This is a genomic window from Cryobacterium serini (assembly GCF_004404025.1).
Classification (GTDB): domain Bacteria; phylum Actinomycetota; class Actinomycetes; order Actinomycetales; family Microbacteriaceae; genus Cryobacterium; species Cryobacterium serini.
Window position 1 is genome coordinate 89,762 of sequence record NZ_SOHN01000013.1, and the last position, 20,157, is coordinate 109,918.

General features: G+C 64.7%; 20 protein-coding genes. 11 read left to right on the top strand and 9 right to left on the bottom strand.

Going from position 1 to position 20,157, the window contains the following annotated elements; translation table 11 throughout:
- Window positions 1-11 precede the first annotated feature (11 nt).
- Together E3T51_RS11270 and E3T51_RS11275 are read left to right on the top strand one after the other, a co-directional pair.
- The gene (locus E3T51_RS11270) at window positions 12-236 is read left to right on the top strand and encodes a DUF3107 domain-containing protein (protein WP_104192964.1); all 225 of its coding nucleotides are present in this window, start codon (window positions 12-14) and stop codon (window positions 234-236) included.
- A 6-nt stretch (window positions 237-242) separates the two neighbouring features.
- A complete protein-coding gene (locus E3T51_RS11275) occupies window positions 243-551 on the top strand; it encodes a hypothetical protein (protein WP_134529915.1) in 309 nt (102 codons plus the stop codon).
- Window positions 552-679: 128 nt separating this feature from the next.
- Here E3T51_RS11275 and E3T51_RS11280 read toward each other — a convergent pair whose 3' ends face one another.
- Window positions 680-1,420, bottom strand: coding sequence for a ferritin-like fold-containing protein (locus E3T51_RS11280; protein WP_134529916.1), 741 nt, complete (start codon window positions 1,418-1,420; stop codon window positions 680-682).
- Window positions 1,421-1,565: 145 nt separating this feature from the next.
- Here E3T51_RS11280 and E3T51_RS11285 point away from each other — a divergent pair, with 145 nt between their 5' ends.
- Window positions 1,566-3,164: a DEAD/DEAH box helicase gene (locus E3T51_RS11285; protein ID WP_134529917.1), complete on the top strand. Its 1,599-nt coding sequence runs from the start codon at window positions 1,566-1,568 to the stop codon at window positions 3,162-3,164.
- Between the two features lie 109 nt (window positions 3,165-3,273).
- On the opposite strand, the gene E3T51_RS11290 is transcribed toward E3T51_RS11285, so the two are convergent.
- Window positions 3,274-4,143, bottom strand: a complete 870-nt coding sequence (locus tag E3T51_RS11290; protein ID WP_134529918.1) for a PHP domain-containing protein — start codon at window positions 4,141-4,143, stop codon at window positions 3,274-3,276.
- A gap of 85 nt (window positions 4,144-4,228) precedes the next feature.
- On the opposite strand from E3T51_RS11290, the gene E3T51_RS11295 reads away from it, so the two are divergent.
- A complete protein-coding gene (locus E3T51_RS11295) occupies window positions 4,229-5,281 on the top strand; it encodes an endonuclease/exonuclease/phosphatase family protein (RefSeq protein ID WP_174844593.1) in 1,053 nt (350 codons plus the stop codon).
- Between the two features lie 64 nt (window positions 5,282-5,345).
- Complete coding sequence (locus tag E3T51_RS11300; RefSeq protein WP_134529919.1) at window positions 5,346-6,890, top strand: aminopeptidase P family protein; 1,545 nt, start codon at window positions 5,346-5,348, stop codon at window positions 6,888-6,890.
- 71 nt (window positions 6,891-6,961) lie between these two features.
- On the opposite strand, the gene E3T51_RS11305 is transcribed toward E3T51_RS11300, so the two are convergent.
- Window positions 6,962-7,501, bottom strand: a complete 540-nt coding sequence (locus E3T51_RS11305) for a YflT domain-containing protein (RefSeq protein ID WP_134529920.1) — start codon at window positions 7,499-7,501, stop codon at window positions 6,962-6,964.
- 164 nt (window positions 7,502-7,665) lie between these two features.
- On the opposite strand from E3T51_RS11305, the gene E3T51_RS11310 reads away from it, so the two are divergent.
- Genes E3T51_RS11310 through E3T51_RS11320 form a run of 3 tightly spaced genes read left to right on the top strand, consistent with a single transcriptional unit; the run spans window position 7,666 to window position 10,719 of the window.
- Window positions 7,666-8,997, top strand: a complete 1,332-nt coding sequence (locus tag E3T51_RS11310; protein WP_104192972.1) for a magnesium transporter MgtE N-terminal domain-containing protein — start codon at window positions 7,666-7,668, stop codon at window positions 8,995-8,997.
- Window positions 8,984-9,571 carry a DUF1003 domain-containing protein gene (locus E3T51_RS11315; protein ID WP_134529921.1) on the top strand — a complete coding sequence of 196 codons (588 nt, stop codon included), beginning with the start codon at window positions 8,984-8,986 and terminating at the stop codon, window positions 9,569-9,571. The genes E3T51_RS11310 and E3T51_RS11315 overlap by 14 nt, the downstream gene beginning before the upstream one ends.
- Window positions 9,568-10,719: an Mrp/NBP35 family ATP-binding protein gene (locus tag E3T51_RS11320; RefSeq protein WP_134529922.1), complete on the top strand. Its 1,152-nt coding sequence runs from the start codon at window positions 9,568-9,570 to the stop codon at window positions 10,717-10,719. Before E3T51_RS11315 ends, E3T51_RS11320 begins: the two co-directional genes overlap by 4 nt.
- A 3-nt stretch (window positions 10,720-10,722) precedes the next feature.
- Here E3T51_RS11320 and ppk2 read toward each other — a convergent pair whose 3' ends face one another.
- Entirely contained in the window at window positions 10,723-11,544 is an 822-nt protein-coding gene (ppk2, locus tag E3T51_RS11325; RefSeq protein ID WP_134529923.1) for a polyphosphate kinase 2, read from the bottom strand.
- A gap of 43 nt (window positions 11,545-11,587) precedes the next feature.
- Window positions 11,588-11,977 carry a sec-independent translocase gene (locus tag E3T51_RS11330; RefSeq protein ID WP_134529938.1) on the bottom strand — a complete coding sequence of 130 codons (390 nt, stop codon included), beginning with the start codon at window positions 11,975-11,977 and terminating at the stop codon, window positions 11,588-11,590.
- An 86-nt stretch (window positions 11,978-12,063) separates the two neighbouring features.
- On the opposite strand from E3T51_RS11330, the gene E3T51_RS11335 reads away from it, so the two are divergent.
- The gene (locus tag E3T51_RS11335; protein WP_134529924.1) at window positions 12,064-12,696 is read left to right on the top strand and encodes an O-methyltransferase; all 633 of its coding nucleotides are present in this window, start codon (window positions 12,064-12,066) and stop codon (window positions 12,694-12,696) included.
- A 73-nt stretch (window positions 12,697-12,769) separates the two neighbouring features.
- Here the strand turns inward: E3T51_RS11335 and E3T51_RS11340 are convergent, their stop codons facing one another.
- From E3T51_RS11340 to dapE, 3 genes are all read right to left on the bottom strand, one after another.
- Window positions 12,770-12,946: a DUF3117 domain-containing protein gene (locus E3T51_RS11340; protein ID WP_104193188.1), complete on the bottom strand. Its 177-nt coding sequence runs from the start codon at window positions 12,944-12,946 to the stop codon at window positions 12,770-12,772.
- Window positions 12,947-13,052: 106 nt separating this feature from the next.
- Window positions 13,053-14,303: a hypothetical protein gene (locus tag E3T51_RS11345; protein ID WP_241989283.1), complete on the bottom strand. Its 1,251-nt coding sequence runs from the start codon at window positions 14,301-14,303 to the stop codon at window positions 13,053-13,055.
- Window positions 14,304-14,330: 27 nt separating this feature from the next.
- Entirely contained in the window at window positions 14,331-15,407 is a 1,077-nt protein-coding gene (gene dapE, locus E3T51_RS11350; protein ID WP_134529940.1) for a succinyl-diaminopimelate desuccinylase, read from the bottom strand.
- An 83-nt stretch (window positions 15,408-15,490) separates the two neighbouring features.
- Here dapE and dapD point away from each other — a divergent pair, with 83 nt between their 5' ends.
- Together dapD and E3T51_RS11360 are read left to right on the top strand one after the other, a co-directional pair.
- Window positions 15,491-16,474, top strand: coding sequence for a 2,3,4,5-tetrahydropyridine-2,6-dicarboxylate N-succinyltransferase (gene dapD / locus E3T51_RS11355; RefSeq protein WP_134529925.1), 984 nt, complete (start codon window positions 15,491-15,493; stop codon window positions 16,472-16,474).
- A gap of 94 nt (window positions 16,475-16,568) precedes the next feature.
- Window positions 16,569-19,223 carry a penicillin acylase family protein gene (locus E3T51_RS11360; RefSeq protein WP_134529926.1) on the top strand — a complete coding sequence of 885 codons (2,655 nt, stop codon included), beginning with the start codon at window positions 16,569-16,571 and terminating at the stop codon, window positions 19,221-19,223.
- A gap of 45 nt (window positions 19,224-19,268) precedes the next feature.
- Here E3T51_RS11360 and E3T51_RS11365 read toward each other — a convergent pair whose 3' ends face one another.
- Window positions 19,269-20,033, bottom strand: coding sequence for an HNH endonuclease signature motif containing protein (locus E3T51_RS11365; RefSeq protein ID WP_134529927.1), 765 nt, complete (start codon window positions 20,031-20,033; stop codon window positions 19,269-19,271).
- Between the last annotated feature and the right edge of the window lie 124 nt (window positions 20,034-20,157).

Sequence of the window (20,157 nt, forward strand, 5' to 3'; positions counted from 1 at the left end):
AAGGCAGTTCTGTGGACATTCGCATTGGTATTTTCAACTCCCCCCGGGAGATCGGTTTCGAGACATCGCAGCCAGCAACCGAGATTGAGCAGACCGTTGCGGCGGCTCTCTCTGATCCGACCGGCTATCTGAAGCTCAGCGACAGCAAGGGTCGCGTCTATATTGTTCCGACTGTCGGCCTGGCCTACGTCGAACTCGGCAGCGAAGAATCACGTCGCGTCGGTTTCGTCGCCTAAAGCGCCATGGAACTCCTGTTCGTCGCACTTTTCGGCGCTCTCATCGGTCTCGGCGCGCGCTATTTTCTGCCCGGTCGGGCGACGCAGGGTTCGGTGCTGGTTCCGGCGATCGGAACGGTCGCTGCAGCTGCTGTCTGGGTCGCGCTGACCTGGCTCGGCTGGAATTGGGCCGGTGGATGGATTTGGTGGGTGTCTCTCGGGGGCGCCGCCGTGTCATCCGTCGTACTCAATCTGGTGATCAGCAGGCGACGCATTCATGCCGACCATCGGATGCTGCAACGCCTCGCCAACACCGGGTCCCCCGCTACCGCGTAACTTGAAAAAACCGATGGGCCCAAGCGACCGCGCCCCGGTCGCTTGGGTAGGGGTCAAGCAGCGGTGGCATCTACGCCAGCTGAAGTGTTTACCATTGAGTCCGCCGCGATCGACTGATTGACTCCCTGTCAGGCCGTCAGGCCGAGTCCGTCCATGCGACGGGTGTGCGCGGCAATGAGTTCGGTGAAGACCGGTTCGATGCGCGCCTCGGCCGCGGCGCCAGGGCCGGCGCCTGGTTCCGTGCCTAGGTCGGCGGCCGGCATCGCGGAGCGAGCCACCAGCAGGGTATCGCCGACGAGCCGACGGCCCCACATGGCCAGCCGGGAGCCGAGCTCAACGTCGTTTTCGATGGCGGTTTGCAGTTCGTGTACGAGCACGTCGGTGCCGGAATTTTCTCCGAGCAGCTGCGCTACCCGCGGTCCGATATCGCGCGGCAGGCCGTCCGAGAGCCGGATGAAAAAGTCCTCGAGGAGGCCGCCAGCGAGATAGCAGCTCAGGAGCAGCTCATGCCAGTCGGCGCCGCTGGTCTTGCGGCGAAACTCGTCGAGACCCACGACAAACGGGGCCATCTCGGTGGCTGGCTCGTGCCCGCGGCGTCGAATCTCGGTGATCAGGCCGTGATGTTTACTCAAGGCTCGACCTGCGGCGGCGCTGAGGCCTTCCTTCACGTCAAGGTTCGGCGCGGTGGCAACGGCGCGAGCCAGGCTTTCGAACTCGCCGAGCTCGCAGTAGGCGGCTTGGCCGAGAAAATGCTGCACGTCGGGGGCCAGCGAACTGATGTCCACTTTTTCGGTTGGCTGGGGCGCCCCGCGGGAGGAAAGCCGCGGGGCTTCATTGCGCTGCGGGCGCCGACCGAACCACGTGACCACGGGCTCAGCTTAGGACAGCGCGCCTGTGGTCGCGGTACAGACTGGGCAGTAAGGTGGAATTACGTCGCCGACAAGGATCGGCGGCCGCTGCCCGAGACGCAAAAACGGGCGCACTTCGCTTCCAGTTAATGACAGGCATACATTCGTGACTTTCTCCGAACTTAATATTGACCAGGACATGGTCGACTCCCTTGCCGCCAAGGGCATCCTCGAACCGTTCCCCATTCAGACCCAGACCATTCCGCTGGCGCTTGCCGGCCAGGACATCATCGGACAGGCCAAGACCGGCACCGGCAAGACCTTTGGTTTCGGCCTTCCGGTCATCCAGCGCCTCGGCCTCGATCCCGTGCCCGGCGTGCAGGCGCTTATCGTCGTTCCGACCCGTGAACTGTGCGTGCAGGTCTCGGAAGACCTCGAGCTCGCCGCAGCCGGCCGTAATACCAAGATCGTTTCCATCTACGGCGGCAAGGCCTATGAGGGCCAGATCGAACAGCTCAAGGCCGGCGCGCAGATTGTCGTCGGAACTCCCGGCCGCCTGCTCGATCTCGCCAGCCAGCGCCTGCTCACCCTCGCCAACGTGCGCGAAATGGTGCTCGACGAAGCAGACAAGATGCTTGACCTCGGTTTTCTCTCCGACATCGAGAAGCTCTTCGCGCAGACCCCGTCGACCCGCCACACCATGCTGTTCTCGGCGACGATGCCCGGGCCGATCGTGGCCCTGGCCCGACGCTTCATGAACCGACCGATTCACATTCGTGCCACCGACCCCGATGAGGGCCTGATGCAGGCCAACATCGAGCACCTCGTCTACCGCGCCCACAACATGGATAAGGACGAGGTCATCGGCCGCATCCTCATGGCGGAGGGCCGCGGCAAGACCATCATCTTCACCCGTACCAAGCGCGCCGCCGCGAAGCTCGTCGAGGAACTCGGCGACCGTGGCTTCAACGCCACGGCCGTGCACGGCGACCTGAACCAGGAGCAGCGCGAGCGCGCCATGGCGAGTTTCAAAAGCGGTAAGAAGGAAATTCTGATCGCAACGGATGTCGCAGCTCGCGGCATCGACGTTGAAGACGTCACCCATGTGATCAACCACACCATTCCCGAAGACGAGAAGGCGTACCTGCACCGCGTCGGCCGTACCGGCCGCGCCGGCAAGAACGGCATCGCCGTCACCTTTGTCGACTGGGACGACCTGCACAAGTGGTCGCTCATCAATAAGGCCCTCGACTTCGGCCAGCCGGAACCGATGGAGACCTATTCGTCGTCGCCGCACCTTTACACCGATCTGAACATTCCGGCCGGTTCCAAGGGCCGTCTGCGCGCGACTCCGGTGAAGGAACTCAGTGCCCACGAAGGGCGCGCCGGCGATGCTCGCACCGGCGGTGCCGGTCGTTCTGGCGGAGCACGCTCGGCGGCCGCGGGAAGTCGTTCCGGTGCGGCACGCGGCGGTCGTCCTGAAGGCGGTCGCTCCGAGGGCACTCGTAGCGACCGCCGTGGCGATTCAACGCGCGGCACCGACCGACCGGCGACGAGCTCGGTACGTGAGGGTGGGGATGATGCTGGTCGCCCGACGCGGTCACGTACCCGCGTCGGTTCCAGTACCAACCCCGACGCCCCCGCTGCGACCCCGGCAGCCGGGACCCACGACGGCGGCGGCACCGAGCACCACGACGGCAACAACGCACCGCTTCGCCGCAGCCGCACCCGTCGTCGCTCGCCGCAGACCGGCAGCGCTATCTAACACCTGATCAGCACCAAAACGTCCGACCCCCGGGCTGCCATCGTCTCGGCCGTGGCAACCCGGGCGTCGGGCTTTTTTGTTGCGGTGCCGCGGCATCCGCAATAACCGATCAGCCGTAGACGGGCGCGGAGCCGCGACCCTCGGCGATAATGCGGTCGAGCACCTCGGGAGCGGTCGTATTCTCGCCGAGCCGATTGGGTTTGCCGGTGCCGTGGTAATCGCTCGAGCCGGTGACAGACAACCCGAATCTTGCGGCGAGGTCGTACAGGCGCGCTGTGGGCTCCGGCTTGTTTTCGCGATGCTCGAGTTCGAGGCCGAAGAGTCCTGCTTCGACCATGGTCTTCAGCCGACTTTCTTCGACGACATCGCCGATGCCGCGCGTAGCGGGGTGGGCGATAATTGGCACTCCCCCGGCGGCGCGTACGAGTTCGATCGCGCGTAACGGGTCTGGCGCGTAGTGCGGCTGGAAGTAACCGGCTTTCCAATGCAGAATGTCGGCGAAAGCGGCGCTGCGATTCAATGCGTGACCGCGCGCGACGAGCGCGTCGGCGATGTGCGGCCGGCCGACAGTGGCACCGGGAGTGGTCTGGTCGAGCACGTCATCCCAGTTGAGGTCGTAGTCCACACCGATGCGGGCCACCATCTGCTCAGCCCGGCTAAGCCGGGCGGCCCGCACCCGCGTCATTTCGGCCAAGAGTGCGGAGTCGGTCGGATCGAAAAGATATGCCAGTAGATGCACACTGGCGTACTGCACCCGGGTACTAAATTCCATCCCGGGAATAAGTGTGATCCGTGCGGTAAGCGCCGCACTGGATGCCTCGGCCCAGCCGGCCGTGGAGTCGTGGTCGGTCAGGGCAACCGTCCCGAGCCCCGCACGAGTCGCCGCACGAACCAACTCGGCCGGCGTTTCCGTACCATCTGACACGCTCGAGTGCGCGTGCAGATCAATCGGACCCTGGAATTGCCGCGCGACTGCCATGACCCCATGCTAGTTGGACGCCCCACCCACTCTCCGCGGTGCAGCGCTGGGGATTCCCCAGAATTCTGATCTAGGGTTCACAGCAATGTTGACGCGACTCCTCCGGGCACTGATACTCCTCGCTGCCGCCGTTTTCCTGCTGGTCCTGACCTGGCCGCAGGCATTCGGCCTGCACACCACCTGGGTCGTGGCACATCTCGTCTCGTTTCGTACGATCGCTGTCATCGGCGCGATCATCGGCCTCGTTCTGTTCGGATTGCTCCGATTCATGCGGCCACTGCGCCGAACCCTCGGCATGGCCATGGTGCTGCTGGCCTTGTTCGCCGTGGCCAATGTGGGCATTCTCGCATCGCGCGGTTTTACCGCGAACACCGTCCAGGTGAGCACGGGTCCAGCCGGCACCGAAACAGATGTCGGCACCGTCACGGTTCTCAGCTGGAACACCCTCGGCGATGTCCCCGGCGCTCGGGCCATCGCAGAACTAGCCGTCACCCAGAACGCCGACGTCGTGACCCTGCCAGAGACAACGGAAGCTACCGGCATTCATATCGCCGAACTGATGCGCGAGGCCGGCCGACCGATGTGGGTGCACACGCTCGCGTTCGATTTGATCTCCAAGGCTCGGTCAACGACGCTGCTGATCAGCCCGGATCTTGGTAACTATGCCGTGACCAACGCCGCGGGTTCCGGCCCGCCAGATAACACCAACGTACTGCCGACCGTGGTGGCCGAACCGGTCGACGGTAGCGGCCCGACCATTGTTGCCGTGCACGCCGTCTCCCCGATTCAGTACGAGATGTCGAATTGGCGCAGCGACCTCGACTGGCTTGCCACCCAGTGCCAGGGCGACAACGTGATCCTTGCAGGGGATTTCAACTCAACGCTCGACCACATGGCCGGCCGAGCCAACGATGGTGTGAACTCTGTTCTCGGCAACTGCGCAGATGCTGCACTCTCGGCCGGTGCGGCAGCCGTCGGCACCTGGCCCACAAGCATTCCGGCGCTCCTCGGCAGTCCGATCGATCACGTGATGGCAACTGTGAACTGGCAGGTCAGTGCGCTGCAGGTGATCGAGTCGCTTGACGGTGCTGGCAGCGACCACCGCCCGATCGTCGCCACGCTCACACCGGCCGGATAGTTTCTGCCGCGTCCCGCACCAGCGTGATCGGTCGCTGCCCAGAGTGCGGTGCGAGAATAGTGAGATGGCTGATATAACTGCACCCACTCTTATCCCCGCTGCGCGTTCGAACGAGAACCGATCGACGACTCCGGGGTCGACCGGCTTTAAATCGTTCATCGCGAGCGGCTGGGCCGATCGTACGGATGTGCTTACTGACGCCCGCGAGCAGGCGCCCTTTGCCGCCGCGCGCCGCGAACGGCTCTCGGCTGCGTACCCGGGACAGCGCCTGATCATTCCGGCTGGCCGCTTGAAGCAGCGCTCCAACGACACCGATTACGCGTTCCGTGCGCATTCCGCCTTCGCCTACCTGACCGGTTGGGGCAGTGACAGCGAACCCGGCGCCGTACTCGTGCTCGAACCGGCAGCGGCCGGCGGCCACGACGCGACCCTGTACTTTCGCGAACGAGCCGGCCGCGACTCCGACGAGTTCTACGCCAATCCCGACATCGGCGAATTCTGGATCGGTCCGCGCCCCTCGGTCGCCCAGGTAGCGAGCGACCTTGCTCTCCATGTGCGAGGCATCGCCGAACTCGCTGGCGTGCTGAGCGCAGTGGACAGCGAAACGCTCGTACTACGTGAAGCCGACCCGACCTTCACCGACCAGGTCGACGAAGCCCGCCTGCGTTTCGTCGCCGAGCGGGTGCTCGGAAGCAACGCCACGGACTCACCGTTCAGTATCGAGATCAACGCCGAGCACGAGCCCGACGCCGGTTTGGCCCGCGATCTCTCCGAGATGCGCCTCGTGAAAGACGCCTTTGAAATCGCGCAGATGCGCCTCGCCATCGCAGCAACAGCCCGCGGCTTCGACGATGTCATCGCCGATCTGCCCCGGTCGAGCCAGCACGCCCGAGGCGAGCGGCTGGTGGAGGGCGTCTTCAACACCCGGGCCCGCACCGACGGCAACACTGTCGGCTATGACACCATCGCAGCCTCCGGACCGCACGCGTGCATCCTGCATTGGACCCGCAATGACGGCGCCGTCGCTCCCGGCGACCTTATCCTCATTGATGCCGGAGTGGAACTCGACAGCTATTACACCGCCGACATCACCCGCACCCTGCCGATTAATGGTGTCTACACCGAAGTGCAGCGTCTGGTTTACGAGACAGTGCGTGAGGCAGCGGATGCCGCCTTCGCCGTCGTTCGCCCCGGCGCTGTGTTTCGTGAGGTGCACGCCGCGGCAATGGCCGTGATCGCCCGGCGCACCGCCGAGTGGGGCATGCTCCCGGTCACCGCCGAAGAGGCCCTGCAGCCGGAGAACGGTCAGCACCGTCGTTACATGGTGCACGGCACCAGCCACCACCTCGGCATCGACGTGCACGACTGCGCGCAGGCGCGCCGCGATATGTACTTAGACGCAGTGCTCGAACCGGGCATGGTCTTCACCATCGAACCCGGACTGTACTTTCAGCCAGACGACCTCACCGTTCCGGCGGAGTTCCGCGGCATCGGCGTGCGAATCGAGGATGACATCCTGGTGACCGAGGCCGGTGGCGAGAACCTCTCAGCAGCCATCCCCCGCACCGCCACAGAGGTCGAGGCCTGGATCGCCGCAGCCCAGCGCTAACTTGATCGCGGGAGCGAAAAGATCACCATCCAGCGCCGCTGTTCTGGTGATCTTTTGCGCTGCCGCCCGATTTACTCCGGGTTTGCCGGGGCTTCGGGGTGCGACGGAGCTGCCGGTTCGTTCGAAACGCCACCGAGCACGTTTCGCGCCCGGTTGATCAATTCGACGTCGACGATGATCTGGTAGCTGGTCGCAATGACCTGCATGGTCGAGGTGAAGTCGCGCCGACGCCGGTTGATGGCATAGCTCGCGATACCCAGCAGCATGCCGAATCCGGCACCCATGATGAGGGCTGCGAAAACAAACGGCAGGCTTGACCCGGTGGGGGAGAACAGAAAGAACAAAATGCCAAAGAAAATCCCGAGCCAGGCACCGGATGCCGCTCCAGCGAGCGCGACCCGGCCGTAGGTGAGTTTGCCGGTCACGCGCTCGACACTCTTGAGGTCGTTGCCCACGATCGAGAGCTGTTTCACTGGGAAATCGGCCTTGGCGAGCGTATCGACGGCGGCTTGCGCGTCGGCATAGGTGCCATAGGTGGCGAGCACCTCCCCGCGCGGCAACACGGGAGGAAGCACCGGGCGGCGTCGGGAAAAAAGGCTCTGATTGCTCATTGCGCCATTCTTCCATGCCGTGCTGATTATGAAATGTGCCGAATCGGTGATGTTCGGTGTGGGATCGCACTGTGACATTCAAACAGTGACAGCCAAACTGTGACATTCGCACCGGGGCACCGCGCAGTGGCCGTATTATCGCGCCGGTGGCCTAGATTTGTTATGTGAGTGCCACCAGAGTTTTTGTCGCCCGACTGGCCGGGTGCATCGTTTTCGACCCTGCGGGCGACCGCGTGGGCAAGGTGCGCGATGTTCTTGTGGTGTATCGAAAAAACGACCCGCCCAGTGTCGTCGGCCTGATCGTGGAGATTCCAGGCAAACGGCGCGTGTTTGTATCGATCAATCGGGTCACCAGCATCGGCAGCGGCCAGATCATCACGACCGGCCTGATCAACGTGCGCCGCTACGAGCAGCGCGGCGGTGAAGTGCGGGTCATCGCCGAATTGCTCGGCCGCAAAGTGGTCTTCAACGACGGCTCTGGTGAGGCCACGATCGAGGACGTTGCAATCAAGGAAGGTACAGAGGCCGACTGGGCGATCAGCCAGCTGTTCGTACGTCGGCCCAAGACCAGCGCCTCCCCCTTCGTCAAGGGTGTCACGACTTTCACGACCTGGGCCGACGTGCACGAGAAAGAGACCAAGGGCCAGGCGCAGTCCGCCGAGCACCTCATCGCTACCTATTCCGACCTGAAACCGGCCGACCTCGCCAACACCCTGCTCGACCTGCCCCGTGAGCGCATGTTCGAGGTGGCCGGTGAACTGCCCGACGATCGCCTCGCCGATGTACTCGAGGAGATGCCCGAAACCGATCAGGTCGGCATTTTGACCAGCCTTGGCGACGCCCGTGCCGCCGATGTTCTCGACCAGATGCAGCCAGACGACGCGGCAGACCTCATCGCCCAGCTGCCCGAGGAGCGCGGTGAGCAGCTGCTCGACCTGATGGAGCCCGAAGAGGCCGAGGACGTGCGTTTTCTGCTCTCCTACGCTCCCGACACCGCTGGCGGGCTCATGACGACCGAGCCGATCATCGTCTCGGCCGACGCCACCGTCGCCGAGGGGCTCGCCCGCATCCGTCGCCACGACCTGGCACCGGCGCTCGGCGCGGCGATCTGCGTCACCCTCCCGCCCTACGAAGCGCCGACCGGCCGCTTTCTGGGCATGGTGCATTTTCAGCGGATGCTGCGCTACCCGCCCCACGAACGCCTCGGCACGCTGCTCGACGCCGGGCTGGACCCGGTAACCGCCGACACGTCGGCCGCCGAAGTCAGCCGCATCCTGGCAAGCTACGACCTCGTCTCGGTGCCCGTCGTCGACGAGAATTACCGACTGGTCGGGGTAGTCACGATTGATGACGTGCTCGATTATCTACTCCCCGACGACTGGCGCAGCCACGATGGCAACGATGACGTGCGGCGCCGTGCGGCGGCCCGCAGCGAGCTGAGAACCGGCAGTATCCCGCTGCCCGGAGCGCAAAGGACAACTCGTGGCCCGCAATAACCGCGTCGACCTGCGCCTCGATGCGCCGAAGGGACTGCGCTCAAGCAACCTTGTGGGTCTCGGGCGTATCGGCCACAGCCGAGACCGGTTCGGCCGGTTCACCGAGGCGATCGCGCGCGGTATGGGAACCCCGTGGTTTCTGCTCGGCCTCACCCTGTTCGCCGTTTCCTGGATCACTTGGAACACCCTGGCACCGGTGGAGTGGCGCTTCGACTCCGTCGCGCTCGGGTTCATCGCACTGACCCTCGTCTTATCGATGCAGGCGTCCTATGCGGCTCCGATGATTTTGCTCGCCCAGAACCGGCAGGACGACCGCGACCGGGTGCAGTTCGAGCAGGACCGGCAGCGCGCAGAACGCACCCTCGCCGATACGGAATACCTGGCCAGGGAGGTCGTGGCTCTGCGCATCGCGATCAAGGACATGGCCTCAAAGGATTTCATCCGCGCGGAACTGCGCGGACTGCTTGAACACCTGGATGAGCGCAGTGACGAGCGTAGTCGCGTGGGCGAGCGCAATCCGGTTGATGAATCTACTGCCCCAAACAGCACTACGGAAAGCCGCCCCACCACATGAATTCTGCTTCCGATGTCATCCGCGCCCGTGTTTTCGCCGCCCTGGCCGGGGTGACCGACCCGGAGATTCGCAAGCCCATCACCGAGCTCGACATGGTCTCGGGGGTGACGGTGAGCGACACCGGGTGGGTGAGCGTCGGCATCCGCCTGACCATTGCCGGTTGTCCGGCCGCTGCACGCATCGAGAGCGATGTTCTCGCCGCCGCCGAATCGGTGTCGGGGGTGGGCCGTGCGAGCGTTGAGGTCGCCGTCATGACGCGCGAGCAGCGCACCGCGCTCACCGAAAAACTGCGCGGCGGGCAGGTGCAACGCAGCGTGCAGTTCGGCCCGGAGTCACTCACCCGGGTCTACGCGGTCACGAGCGGCAAGGGCGGCGTCGGCAAGTCCACCGTCACCGCCAACCTGGCCGTCGCTTTGGCCGGAGAGGGACTGCGCGTGGGGATCGTCGACGCCGACGTGCACGGTTTCAGCATTCCCGGCCTGCTCGGCCTCGTGCACAACGGGCTCGCGGTCAAACCGACCCAGGTGGGCGACATGATCCTGCCGCCGATCGCGCACAACGTGAAGGTCATCTCGATCGGCATGTTCATCGACGATGCGTCGGCAGCGGTCGCGTGGCGCGGCCCGATGCTGCACCGCACGATCAAACAGTTTCTGACCGACGTGTATTTCGGTGATCTCGACGTACTGCTGCTCGACCTGCCGCCCGGTACCGGGGACGTCGCCATCACGGTGGGGCAGCTTTTGCCACACGCCGAGGTCATCGTCGTGACTACCCCGCAGGCTGCGGCGGCCGATGTGGCCGAGCGCAGCGGAATCGTGGCCCGGCAGACCGGGCAGAGCGTCTATGGCGTGATCGAGAACATGTCGGCGATGGTGCAGGCCGACGGCAGCCTGCTCGAACTGTTCGGCTCGGGCGGCGGCGCCGAAGTGGCCAGGCGTCTCTCCGTCGGCCAGACGGCACCGGTGCCGGTGCTCGCGCAGATTCCGCTGAGCGTGGCGCTGCGGAGCGGCGGGGATATCGGCCTGCCGATCGTACTCGGCGCGCCGGATGACCCCTCGGCCCGCGCCATTCTGGAGCTCGCCCACAGTATGAAGACGCGTGCCAGGGGCCTGGCCGGTCTCAGCCTCGGACTCACGCCCCGCTGACGCCTAGTCCTCGGGCTTGATTAGGGTCGCCGCGTGGTCGGGAACCTGGTGGTTCATCTCGCGCGGCGGCCGCTCATAGTCGGAGTCCGGTGGGCGCTTTGGAATGTGCACCTTGGGCGGGTCTGTTTTCTCGTAGGGCACGAGCGAGAGCAGATGGCTGATCGCGTTCAGCCGGCTGGCCCGCTTGTCTTCACTTTCCACCACCCACCAGGGCGCTTCGGCAATGTCGGTGTGCACGAACATCTCGTCTTTCGCTTTGGAATAGTCCACCCACTTGGTGATCGACAGCACATCGGTCTCGGACAGCTTCCACCGACGCATCGGATCTTTCAGGCGTGAACGAAAACGCCGTTCCTGTTCCAGGTCAGACACTGAAAACCAATATTTGACCAGCAGGATTCCGTCTTCGACCAGCATCCGTTCGAACAGGGGGGCCTGGTGCAGAAACCGACGGTATTCATCACTCGTGCAGTAGCCCATGACACGTTCAACGCCGGCTCGGTTGTACCAGGAGCGGTCCATCAGAACGATCTCACCGATCGAGGGCAGGTGCTCGATATAGCGCTGAAAATACCATTGGCCGCGCTGGCGTTCGGTGGGCATCGGCAGGGCTACCACGCGCGCAACACGTGGATTGAGGTACTGGGTGATGCGCTTGATCGCCGACCCCTTGCCGGCGGCGTCGCGGCCCTCGAAGATCACCACGACCCGGGCACCGGACGACTTTACCCATTGCTGCATCGTGACCAATTCGGCCTGCAGCCGGGCGAGCTCGGCCTCGTAGACGTTCTTCTTGACGCGTTTGAGCTTCTTGACCTCAGACATCAACGTCTCCTTCTGCTCTTCGCTGTGCGCGAACGCCTGGCAGTTACGTGGATTCGGAATCGAACGGGGCCGGCTCGAGCGCGGTCAAAGCAGCATCCCTGGCACGCTTACGTTTTAGGTAGGCGCCCTCCGGATTGGGCTCGGCGCGTGAAATCGTCGCGGATTGATCCTTGAACGGGTCTTCGTCGGCGAGGGCTTCCCGGATGATGCGGCGCGGGTCATACTGGCGCGGGTCCAGTTTTTTCCAGTCCAGATCGTCGAACTCCGGGCCCATTTCATCGCGCATACGATCTTTGGCACCGTTGGCCATGTCGCGGAGCTGCCGCACGAGACGACCCAGCTGGGCGGCATAGTGCGGTAGCTTATCGGGGCCAAGCAAGAAGACAGCGATGATCCCGATAAGAAGAATCTTCTCGAACGTCAGCCCAAACATGTCCTTAGAGTAGCGCCCGGCGAGGCATCCCCAGACCACACGCACCACGGCCCTAGTCTTGACCTAATCATCTACTGGAGTTATTTGTGTCTGACATTGAACTGAACTGGAAATTCTCTGACGACTGTGTCGTGGAGTCCGAAGCCATTATTCGAGCGCGCCAGCAATCCCTCGAGCTGGGAATCGACGCGATAACGCCCGCGGTCGGTGCGCAATCGGCCGTTCTGGCCGCAGCTACCGGGGCACGCAGTATCCTCGAGGTTGGCACAGGGGCCGGAGTTTCGGGCATCTGGCTGTTGACCGGGGCGCCTGGCGCCACCCTCACGTCGATCGACACCGAGGTCGATCACCTGCAACACGCCAAGGCGAACTTCACCGAGGCAAAGGTTCCAGCCAACCGGGTGCGCCTGATCACGGGCAAGGCCAGCGAGGTCCTGCCTCGCATGAACGAGAATTCTTACGACATTGTATTCATTGATGCCGACCCGCAGTCGGTCATCGAATACGTCGAACACGGACTGCGCCTGGCCCGTCCGGGCGGCACCGTGCTCGTCGCGCACGCCCTCTGGCGAGGCCGGGTCGCCGACCCGGCCCAGCGCGACGATGTCGCGACGGGCTTCCGCACGCTGCTGACCGAAATTGCCGCGTCGAGCGCGGTCATCAGTGCGCTCTCCCCCGTCGGCGACGGCCTGCTGCAGATCACCAAGCTGCGCGCCTGACGCGCCTGCACACAGCAGAACGGCCGCACAGTGACTGCGCGGCCGTTCTGCTGTTAGCTACAGGAACACGAGGCTACTTCGCTGCAGCGACAACCCCGGCGAGTGCATCGTGAAGTTCCCTGGCCTCAGCGTCGTTGACTGAGACAACGAGCCGACCGCCACCTTCGAGCGGTACACGCACGATGATCAGGCGCCCCTCTTTTACAGCCTCCATTGGCCCGTCTCCGGTCCGTGGCTTCATGGCCGCCATGAACTCCCCTTCCATTCGTCTTTGTATACCCATTATCGACTATCTCGGCCCGAGACGTAAATTCGGGTCGGACTCAGTGTCAGATTCAGTCGTTCATGCCGAGTCTTCAGGGCGGTGTCCAGTCATACCCGTCGACGCCCCAACAGATCAGCAGCCAGCCCCATTGGCCGGCCACGAAAAGCAGTACGATCGCCACCCGGTAGACCCGGCTGCGCGGCAATGCGGCCGCGCCGAGCACAGGAAACATCGGCATGAGAAGCCGAAACGTGCTCGATTGCGGAAAGAAAACCGCGAGCAGGTACAGGCCATAGCTAGCCAGCCACAACCGCAGATCCACACCGAGCCGGCGTACGGCCGGCATGAACAGGAGCAGGGCGAAGGCCAGAATGAGGGCGGTGACCACGACGATCCCCCACGGGCTGCCGAGCCACCAGGTTCCCCCCTGGAACCACGCGGTGAACGGCACGAGCTCCACGTAACCGATGTACGGGGCCCGCCAGGCCAGCTCCGTGTCGGTGTACGCCATCGAGTCTCCGGTGGCCGCCCAGGCCGCGATCGGCCAGGCCAGCCCCATCAGCGCGCTGAACAGGGCGACAGACGCCGCCAGCATCCGCTCTCGCCCGGGAAACGGGTCGCGAAATCGCGTGACGAAACGGTAGATCACGTGCAGGCCAAGGGCGAGGGCGAATGCGAGCCCGCTTGGCCGGGTCAGGGCCATGACCGCGATGACGGGGTAGAGCAGCCAGTAGCGGCGCTCCAACAGCAGGTAGAGGGCGAGGGTCAGAAAAAACAGATACATCGATTCGGCATAGGCAAACTGCAGAATCGGCGATAGCGGGGCGGCGCAGAACAGCACGACCGAAAACAGGGCCGTGTTCGGCGGCTGCACGCGCGTCATCAGTCGGTAGAACAGCAGGGCGGTACCGAGGCTGAAGACAACCGACACGAACACAGCCACGGGCGCCCATGCAAAGTTGGTCAGCTCTATGAGGAGCCTGGCCACGACCGGATAGCCGGGCATGAACGCCCAGGCATTTTCGCCGATCTGGCCGGTGTCGGTGATCGGCAACACGCTCGGATAACCGAGCACCGCGACGATGTTGTACCAGCGCCCGTCCCACATGGTCGCAAAATCGGTGTATTTCGGGCTCGCACCGGTCCAGGCGTTCGGGCCCTGCACGCTCGCCAGCACCAGAATGAGCATCGTTGTGACCAGTCGCGATAGCGCCCAGACCACGAGCACTTTGCCCCACCACGGGGTCAGCCGATAGCGGGCGTGCCAGACGGCCGGCAACCGGTGGGCGGGCTGGCGACGAACGGGGTGGCGGCGGGCAGCCTGGGTGCGGAGGCGGAACATCCGCTCAGTCATTGCGCTGTCGCTGCGCTACCGAACGGATGCGCTCAGCCAGTCGCGCAGGCCCTTCTCGCAGGCCGTGATCTCGGCCACGGCGACGCGTTCGTCGTCGGCGTGCGCCTTGAGCGGGTCACCCGGCCCGTAGTTGACGGCCGGAACTCCCAGGGCCGAAAAGCGAGCGACGTCGGTCCAGCCATATTTTGGCGTGGCCACGCCACCGACAGCGGCGAGGAATTCGCGGGCGAGCGCGGCATCGAGGCCGGGGCGGGCGCCCTCGGCCCGGTCGACAACGGTGAGGTCGTAGCCGGCGAAGAGCTCGCGTAGATGGGCGACGGCCTCGTCGCCGCTCCGGCTCGGGGCGAAGCGGTAGTTGACGTGCACCATGCACTCGTCGGGGATGATATTGCCGGCGACGCCGCCGGTGATGCCGACAGCGTTGAGGCCTTCGCGATAGACGAGGCCCTCGACCTCGACCTCGCGCGCCTCGTACCCGGCCAGAATGTTGAGAATCGGGGCGGCTGCGTGGATGGCGTTATCGCCAACCCAGCTGCGCGCTGAGTGCGAGCGCAGCCCGAAGGTGCGAATCTCCACGCGCAGGTTGCCGTTGCAGCCGCCCTCGACCCGGCTCCGGGTCGGTTCGCCGAGGATGGCGAAGTCACCGGCGAAGAGGTCGGGACGGTTGCGCGCGAGGCGGCCGAGGCCGTTGAGGTCGTCGGAGACCTCTTCGTGGTCGTACCACATCCACGTCACGTCGACCCCGGGGTCGCTCAGTTCGGCGGCGAGCTTGAGCTGCACGGCCACGCCGGCCTTCATATCGACGGTGCCGCGGCCCCAGAGATATTCGGTGCCCTCGATGGTCTCGTACCGGGTGGGCAGGTTGTCGTTGAGCGGAACCGTGTCGATGTGGCCGGCGATGACGACGCGCTGGGCGCGGCCAAGGTTGGTGCGGGCGACGACGGTGTCGCCATCCCGAATTATCTCGAGGTGATCGAAACCTTCGAGCGCGGCCACGATCGCGTCAGCAAGGGCGGACTCGTTGCCCGACACCGACTCCATGTCGCAGATTTGCCGGGTCAGGTCGATCGACGTCGCCGTCAGGTCGAGCACGGTGAGCTGTGCCGGCCGTGCGGAGGCGCTGGCTGGAGCGGCGGGGGCCGGAAGTCTAGAAGTCACTCTACTAATCTAGAGGTATGCCCTCCGTTGTTACCGAAAACGCCCCAGCCGCACCGACCCAGGCCTGGGGGTACGGTCTCGCCACCGTCGCCGTCGATGGCACCGTACTCGACACCTGGTTTCCGTCCCCCGTGCTGGGCTCCCTTCCGACCGGTCGCGACCGCTGGATCGTTCCGGCGGAACTGTGCGAAGCCGCCGGCGACGACGCCCGACGCGCGGTGCGCCTTGAGGCCATCACCGTGGAAATCACCCTCGATGCGGCGCCGACGAGCACCTCGGATGCCTACCTGCGGCTGCACCTGCTCTCCCACCTTCTCGTTCTGCCCAACAGCATCAACCTCGACGGCATCTTCGCGCACCTGCCCACCGTGGTCTGGACCAATGCCGGCCCGATGCTGCCGGCCGACTTTGCCCGGCTACGCCCGACCCTGCAGCGCGCCGGCATCCAGGCCAGCGGCGTCGACAAATTTCCACCGCTGCTCGACTACGTCGTTCCGGTCGGCGTGAGAATAGCGGATGCTTCCCGCGTGCGGCTCGGCGCCCACCTCGCCCCGGGTACCACGGTGATGCACGAGGGCTTCGTGAATTTCAATGCCGGAACCCTCGGCTCCTCCATGGTCGAGGGCCGTATCTCGCAGGGTGTCGTGGTCGGTGACGGCGCCGATATCGGTGGCGGAGCATCCATTATGGGCACCCTGTCCGGCGGTGGAACGCAGCGTATCTCGATCGGCGCCCGCGCCCTGCTCGGCGCCAACTCCGGCGTTGGTATCGCGATCGGCGACGACAGCGTTGTGGAAGCCGGGCTTTACGTCACGGCCGGCACCAAGGTCGTCCTGGTGGGCGAACCGATCACAGCGGATGGCGTTCGACCCTCGGTGAAAGCGGTCGAGCTCTCCGGAATGCCGAACCTGCTATTTCGTCGCAACTCCATCTCGGGTGCCGTCGAGGTGCTCGCCCGCAGTGGCAGCGGCATCACGCTGAACGCCGCACTGCACGCCTAGTCTGCTGCCGCCGAGCGGATGTCGGTGGGTTCCGCTAGCATCCGGGTAGCGGCATCCGCTCGGGTGGGGATCGCACAAGTCACGAGGGAGTGATGTGGGCACCGACGCACCGCGCAGCAAAGGGCACCGTCGCGTTCGGCGATTATTGATCGCGCTCACTATCGTGGTCAGCCTGGTTGTAGTCACTGCGGGTCTCGGTGTCTGGACGGTCACGCGGTCGTTTCCGACGCTGGCCGGAACCATCGACATCGCGGGGCTCACCGACACGGTCACGGTCACACGCGACGACGCCGGAATTCCCCAGATCACAGCGAAGACCGCTGCCGACCTCTTTCTCGCCGAGGGCTACGTGCATGCGCAGGACCGGTTCTGGGAGATGGACTTTCGCCGGCACGTGACGAGCGGGCGCTTGTCGGAACTGTTCGGAGAAAGCCAGGTCGGCACCGACACATTCGTGCGCACGCTTGGCTGGAGAGCCGTCGCCGAGCAGGAAGTTGCCCTGCTCGACCCGGTGACACTCGGCTATTACCAGGCCTACGCCGATGGCGTAAACGCCTATCTCGACACCCATCAGGGCGCCGACCTCTCACTCGAGTATGCCGTCTTGGGCCTGCAGAACCCCGGTTATGAAGTGGAACCCTGGACCCCGGCCGACTCCGTCGCGTGGCTAAAAGCCATGGCCTGGGACCTCCGTTCCAACCTCGACGACGAGATCGACCGCGCGCTGTTGTCGTCGACGCTCACGCCCACCGAGGTGAGTCAACTGCACCCGAGCTTTCCGGCCGACCAGCACCCCACCATCACCGGCAGTCAAACCGTCATCGTGCCGTCGCCCGGGGCACCGGCCGCTGCGCCGAACGTTGATTCAACGGATGTCCCCGCCGCCGACGGTAGCGTCACCTCGAGCACTTCGCCCGATGCACCCGGCGCCGGTTCCATCGATTCGTACGCGGGGGCCCTCACCGAGTTGCGCGCGCACCTCGGATCGGTGCCGGAATTGCTCGGGCCGGCCGGCGGGGAGATCGGTTCCAATTCCTGGGTCGTTGCCGGTACCCTCACCGACACCGGCAAGCCCCTGCTCGCCAACGATCCGCACCTCGGCCCTGCACTGCCCTCGGTTTGGTACCAGGTGGGGTTGCGCTGCCAGTCGATCACCGTCGATTGCCCGTTCGACGTGGCCGGATACAGTTTTTCGGGAATGCCCGGCGTGATCATCGGCCACAACGAGCGCATCGCCTGGGGTTTCACCAACCTTGGCCCCGACGTCGCTGATCTCTATGTCGAGAAGGTCACCGGCGATAGCTACGAATTCGACGGCGTTCTCCAGCCCCTGCTGCTGCGCGACGAAAAGATCTCCGTCGCCGGCGGTGACGACGTCAAGATCGAGATTCGCTCGACCGGACACGGGCCGCTGCTGAGCGGGTTCGAGGGCACCACCTACCCGCAGATCGCAAGTGACTTTCCAGAGGCGGCAGGGTTACCTCCAGCCCCGATCGCCGCGGCGGGTGCTGACCAGACGACCTATGAGCTGTCATTACAATGGACGGCGCTCACGCCGGGGCGCACGGCGTCCGCCATTTTCGCCCTGAACCAGGCAACCGACTGGGCCAGTTTTCGCGCCGCGGCCGCCCTGTTCGAGGTGCCGGCGCAAAACCTGACCTATGCCGACGTCGACGGAAACATCGGCTACCAGGCGCCCGGGCTTATCCCCATTCGGGCCAGCGGCAACGGCACCCTTCCGGTGCCGGGCTGGACCAGCCAATATGGCTGGACCGGGTACATTCCCTTTGACGCCCTGCCCAGCACGTTCAATCCGCCGAGCGGATACATCGTCACGGCCAATAACGCGGCTGTCGATCAGAGCTACCCGTACCTATTGACCGCCGATTGGGACCTGGGCTATCGGGCGAACCAAATCACGGCTCGGCTGCAAACCCTCATTGCCACGAAAACCCCGCTGACCGCAGAGCTGATGAGCGAGATTCAGGGTGACAACTACAGCGCCATCGCAGCGGCCCTGGTGCCTGCCCTGCAGCAGGTGCGACTCACCGGCGACGCCGCCGAAGCGCAGACGCTGCTCGACGGCTGGGACTACCAGATGGACGCCGACAGCGCCGCCGCCGCGTACTTCAACGTGATCTGGAGCACTCTTTTGCACGACATGTTTACCGGCAAGATCGACGCCGGCGCTGCGCTCACCGGCGGTGATCGTGCCTTCTCCGTGGTCACGAGCCTGCTCGCTGAGCCGAACTCCCCGTGGTGGTCCAACGCCGCCTACGGAACCGTCGGGCAGGAGAGCACGCTGCGGCGAGTGATGACGGATGCCTCGGTGGAGGCTGTCGACCTCATGGGATCGAACCCGACCGAATGGCAGTGGGGCAGCATCCATACCCTTGAGCTCACCAACCAGAGCTTCGGCAAGTCCGGAATTGCCCCGTTGGAATGGCTCTTCAACCGCGGGCCGTACGAACTCGCCGGAGGTTCAGCCGTCGTCAACGCGGTCGGCTGGGATGCCACCCAGGGCTACCAGGTGGACTGGGTACCGTCGATGCGACAGGTGGTCAGCCTGGAGAATTTCGACGACTCCACCTGGATCAACCTCACCGGGGCATCCGGGCACGCTTTCCACCCCAACTACACCGACCAGGCGCCGCTCTGGCGCGACCATGAGACACGGCCGTGGCTGTTCACGCCGGCCGCCATCAACGTCACCGCAACCAACACGCTGACACTCGAGCCGGCCTCCTAGGGCCGCGACCGAGTCCACCGTTCTCCATCGCCGCAGCCTGCGATGTCAGCCACTCGGGTCGTCGTCCTTGGCGCCGTCGAGCTTCATGGGCACGTCCATGAGGGGGTTCTTGCTCGGCAGGGCAATCAGCGTTTGCTCGAGGTCGATCTCGACCGGCGGTTGCAGCCAATATTGGTCGTTGAGCACAAGCACCGTCCAGTGCCGATTGTGGAGTAACAGGTGGTGGTGCGCACAGAATAGTATGGCTTGATCAATATTGGAAAGTCCCAGATCAAGCCAGTTTTCGATGTGGTGCGCCTCGGTCCACGACGGCGGTTGCTCACAGTCGGGCCAGCGGCATCCGCCGTCGCGCACCGCCAAAGCCCTGCGTTGCTCACGGTTGAAGAGTCGTCGCTCACGTCCAACATTCAGGGGCTGCCCGGCCTGACTGAACAGAATACCGAGGTAGCCCGCATCGCACAGTTGGCGGCAAATCGTCTCCCCCGAAACCGTCGCCGGGTTGCCTTCGAAATATCCGAACGTCTTTGTGATGCGGGCCGCCCGGGCGTTTCCGGTGCCCCGTCCACCAGACTCACCACTCGACGTCCCGCCCGGTGCCCGCTCGTTACCCGTCTCGCTGCCCATATCGCTGCCCATTGCGGTGACGAGCGCGGCGTTCTCGGTTGTCTCGGTGGCCTGACCGGCCTCATTGCTCGCACCACGCTCGGTTGCGGCACGCCCGGTTGCGGCACACCCGGTTGCGGCACTCGCGTCGGCAGCCGGAGCGTGGATGGTGGTGGGGCGATCGTGTTCGGTGACGATGACCCGCACTGGCCTTGACCCCGTTGTGTGGACACCTCACAAGAGAGAATGTTCACTATGGCAAGATCACGTCGGGACTTCACCCCTGAGTACAAAGACGAGGCCGTGAAGCTGGTCGTCACCACGGGCAGAG

Excerpts from the sequence above, each read along its gene's own strand:
- E3T51_RS11275 (WP_134529915.1), top strand. The coding sequence starts at position 243 with ATGGAACTCCTGTTCGTCGCACTTTTCGGCGCTCTCATCGGTCTCGGC.
- E3T51_RS11290 (WP_134529918.1), bottom strand. The coding sequence starts at position 4,143 with ATGGCAGTCGCGCGGCAATTCCAGGGTCCGATTGATCTGCACGCGCAC.
- E3T51_RS11295 (WP_174844593.1), top strand. The coding sequence starts at position 4,229 with ATGTTGACGCGACTCCTCCGGGCACTGATACTCCTCGCTGCCGCCGTT.
- E3T51_RS11300 (WP_134529919.1), top strand. The coding sequence starts at position 5,346 with ATGGCTGATATAACTGCACCCACTCTTATCCCCGCTGCGCGTTCGAAC.
- E3T51_RS11305 (WP_134529920.1), bottom strand. The coding sequence starts at position 7,501 with ATGAGCAATCAGAGCCTTTTTTCCCGACGCCGCCCGGTGCTTCCTCCC.
- E3T51_RS11320 (WP_134529922.1), top strand. The coding sequence starts at position 9,568 with ATGAATTCTGCTTCCGATGTCATCCGCGCCCGTGTTTTCGCCGCCCTG.
- ppk2 (WP_134529923.1), bottom strand. The coding sequence starts at position 11,544 with ATGTCTGAGGTCAAGAAGCTCAAACGCGTCAAGAAGAACGTCTACGAG.
- E3T51_RS11330 (WP_134529938.1), bottom strand. The coding sequence starts at position 11,977 with ATGTTTGGGCTGACGTTCGAGAAGATTCTTCTTATCGGGATCATCGCT.
- E3T51_RS11340 (WP_104193188.1), bottom strand. The coding sequence starts at position 12,946 with ATGGCGGCCATGAAGCCACGGACCGGAGACGGGCCAATGGAGGCTGTA.
- E3T51_RS11345 (WP_241989283.1), bottom strand. The coding sequence starts at position 14,303 with ATGTTCCGCCTCCGCACCCAGGCTGCCCGCCGCCACCCCGTTCGTCGC.
- dapD (WP_134529925.1), top strand. The coding sequence starts at position 15,491 with ATGCCCTCCGTTGTTACCGAAAACGCCCCAGCCGCACCGACCCAGGCC.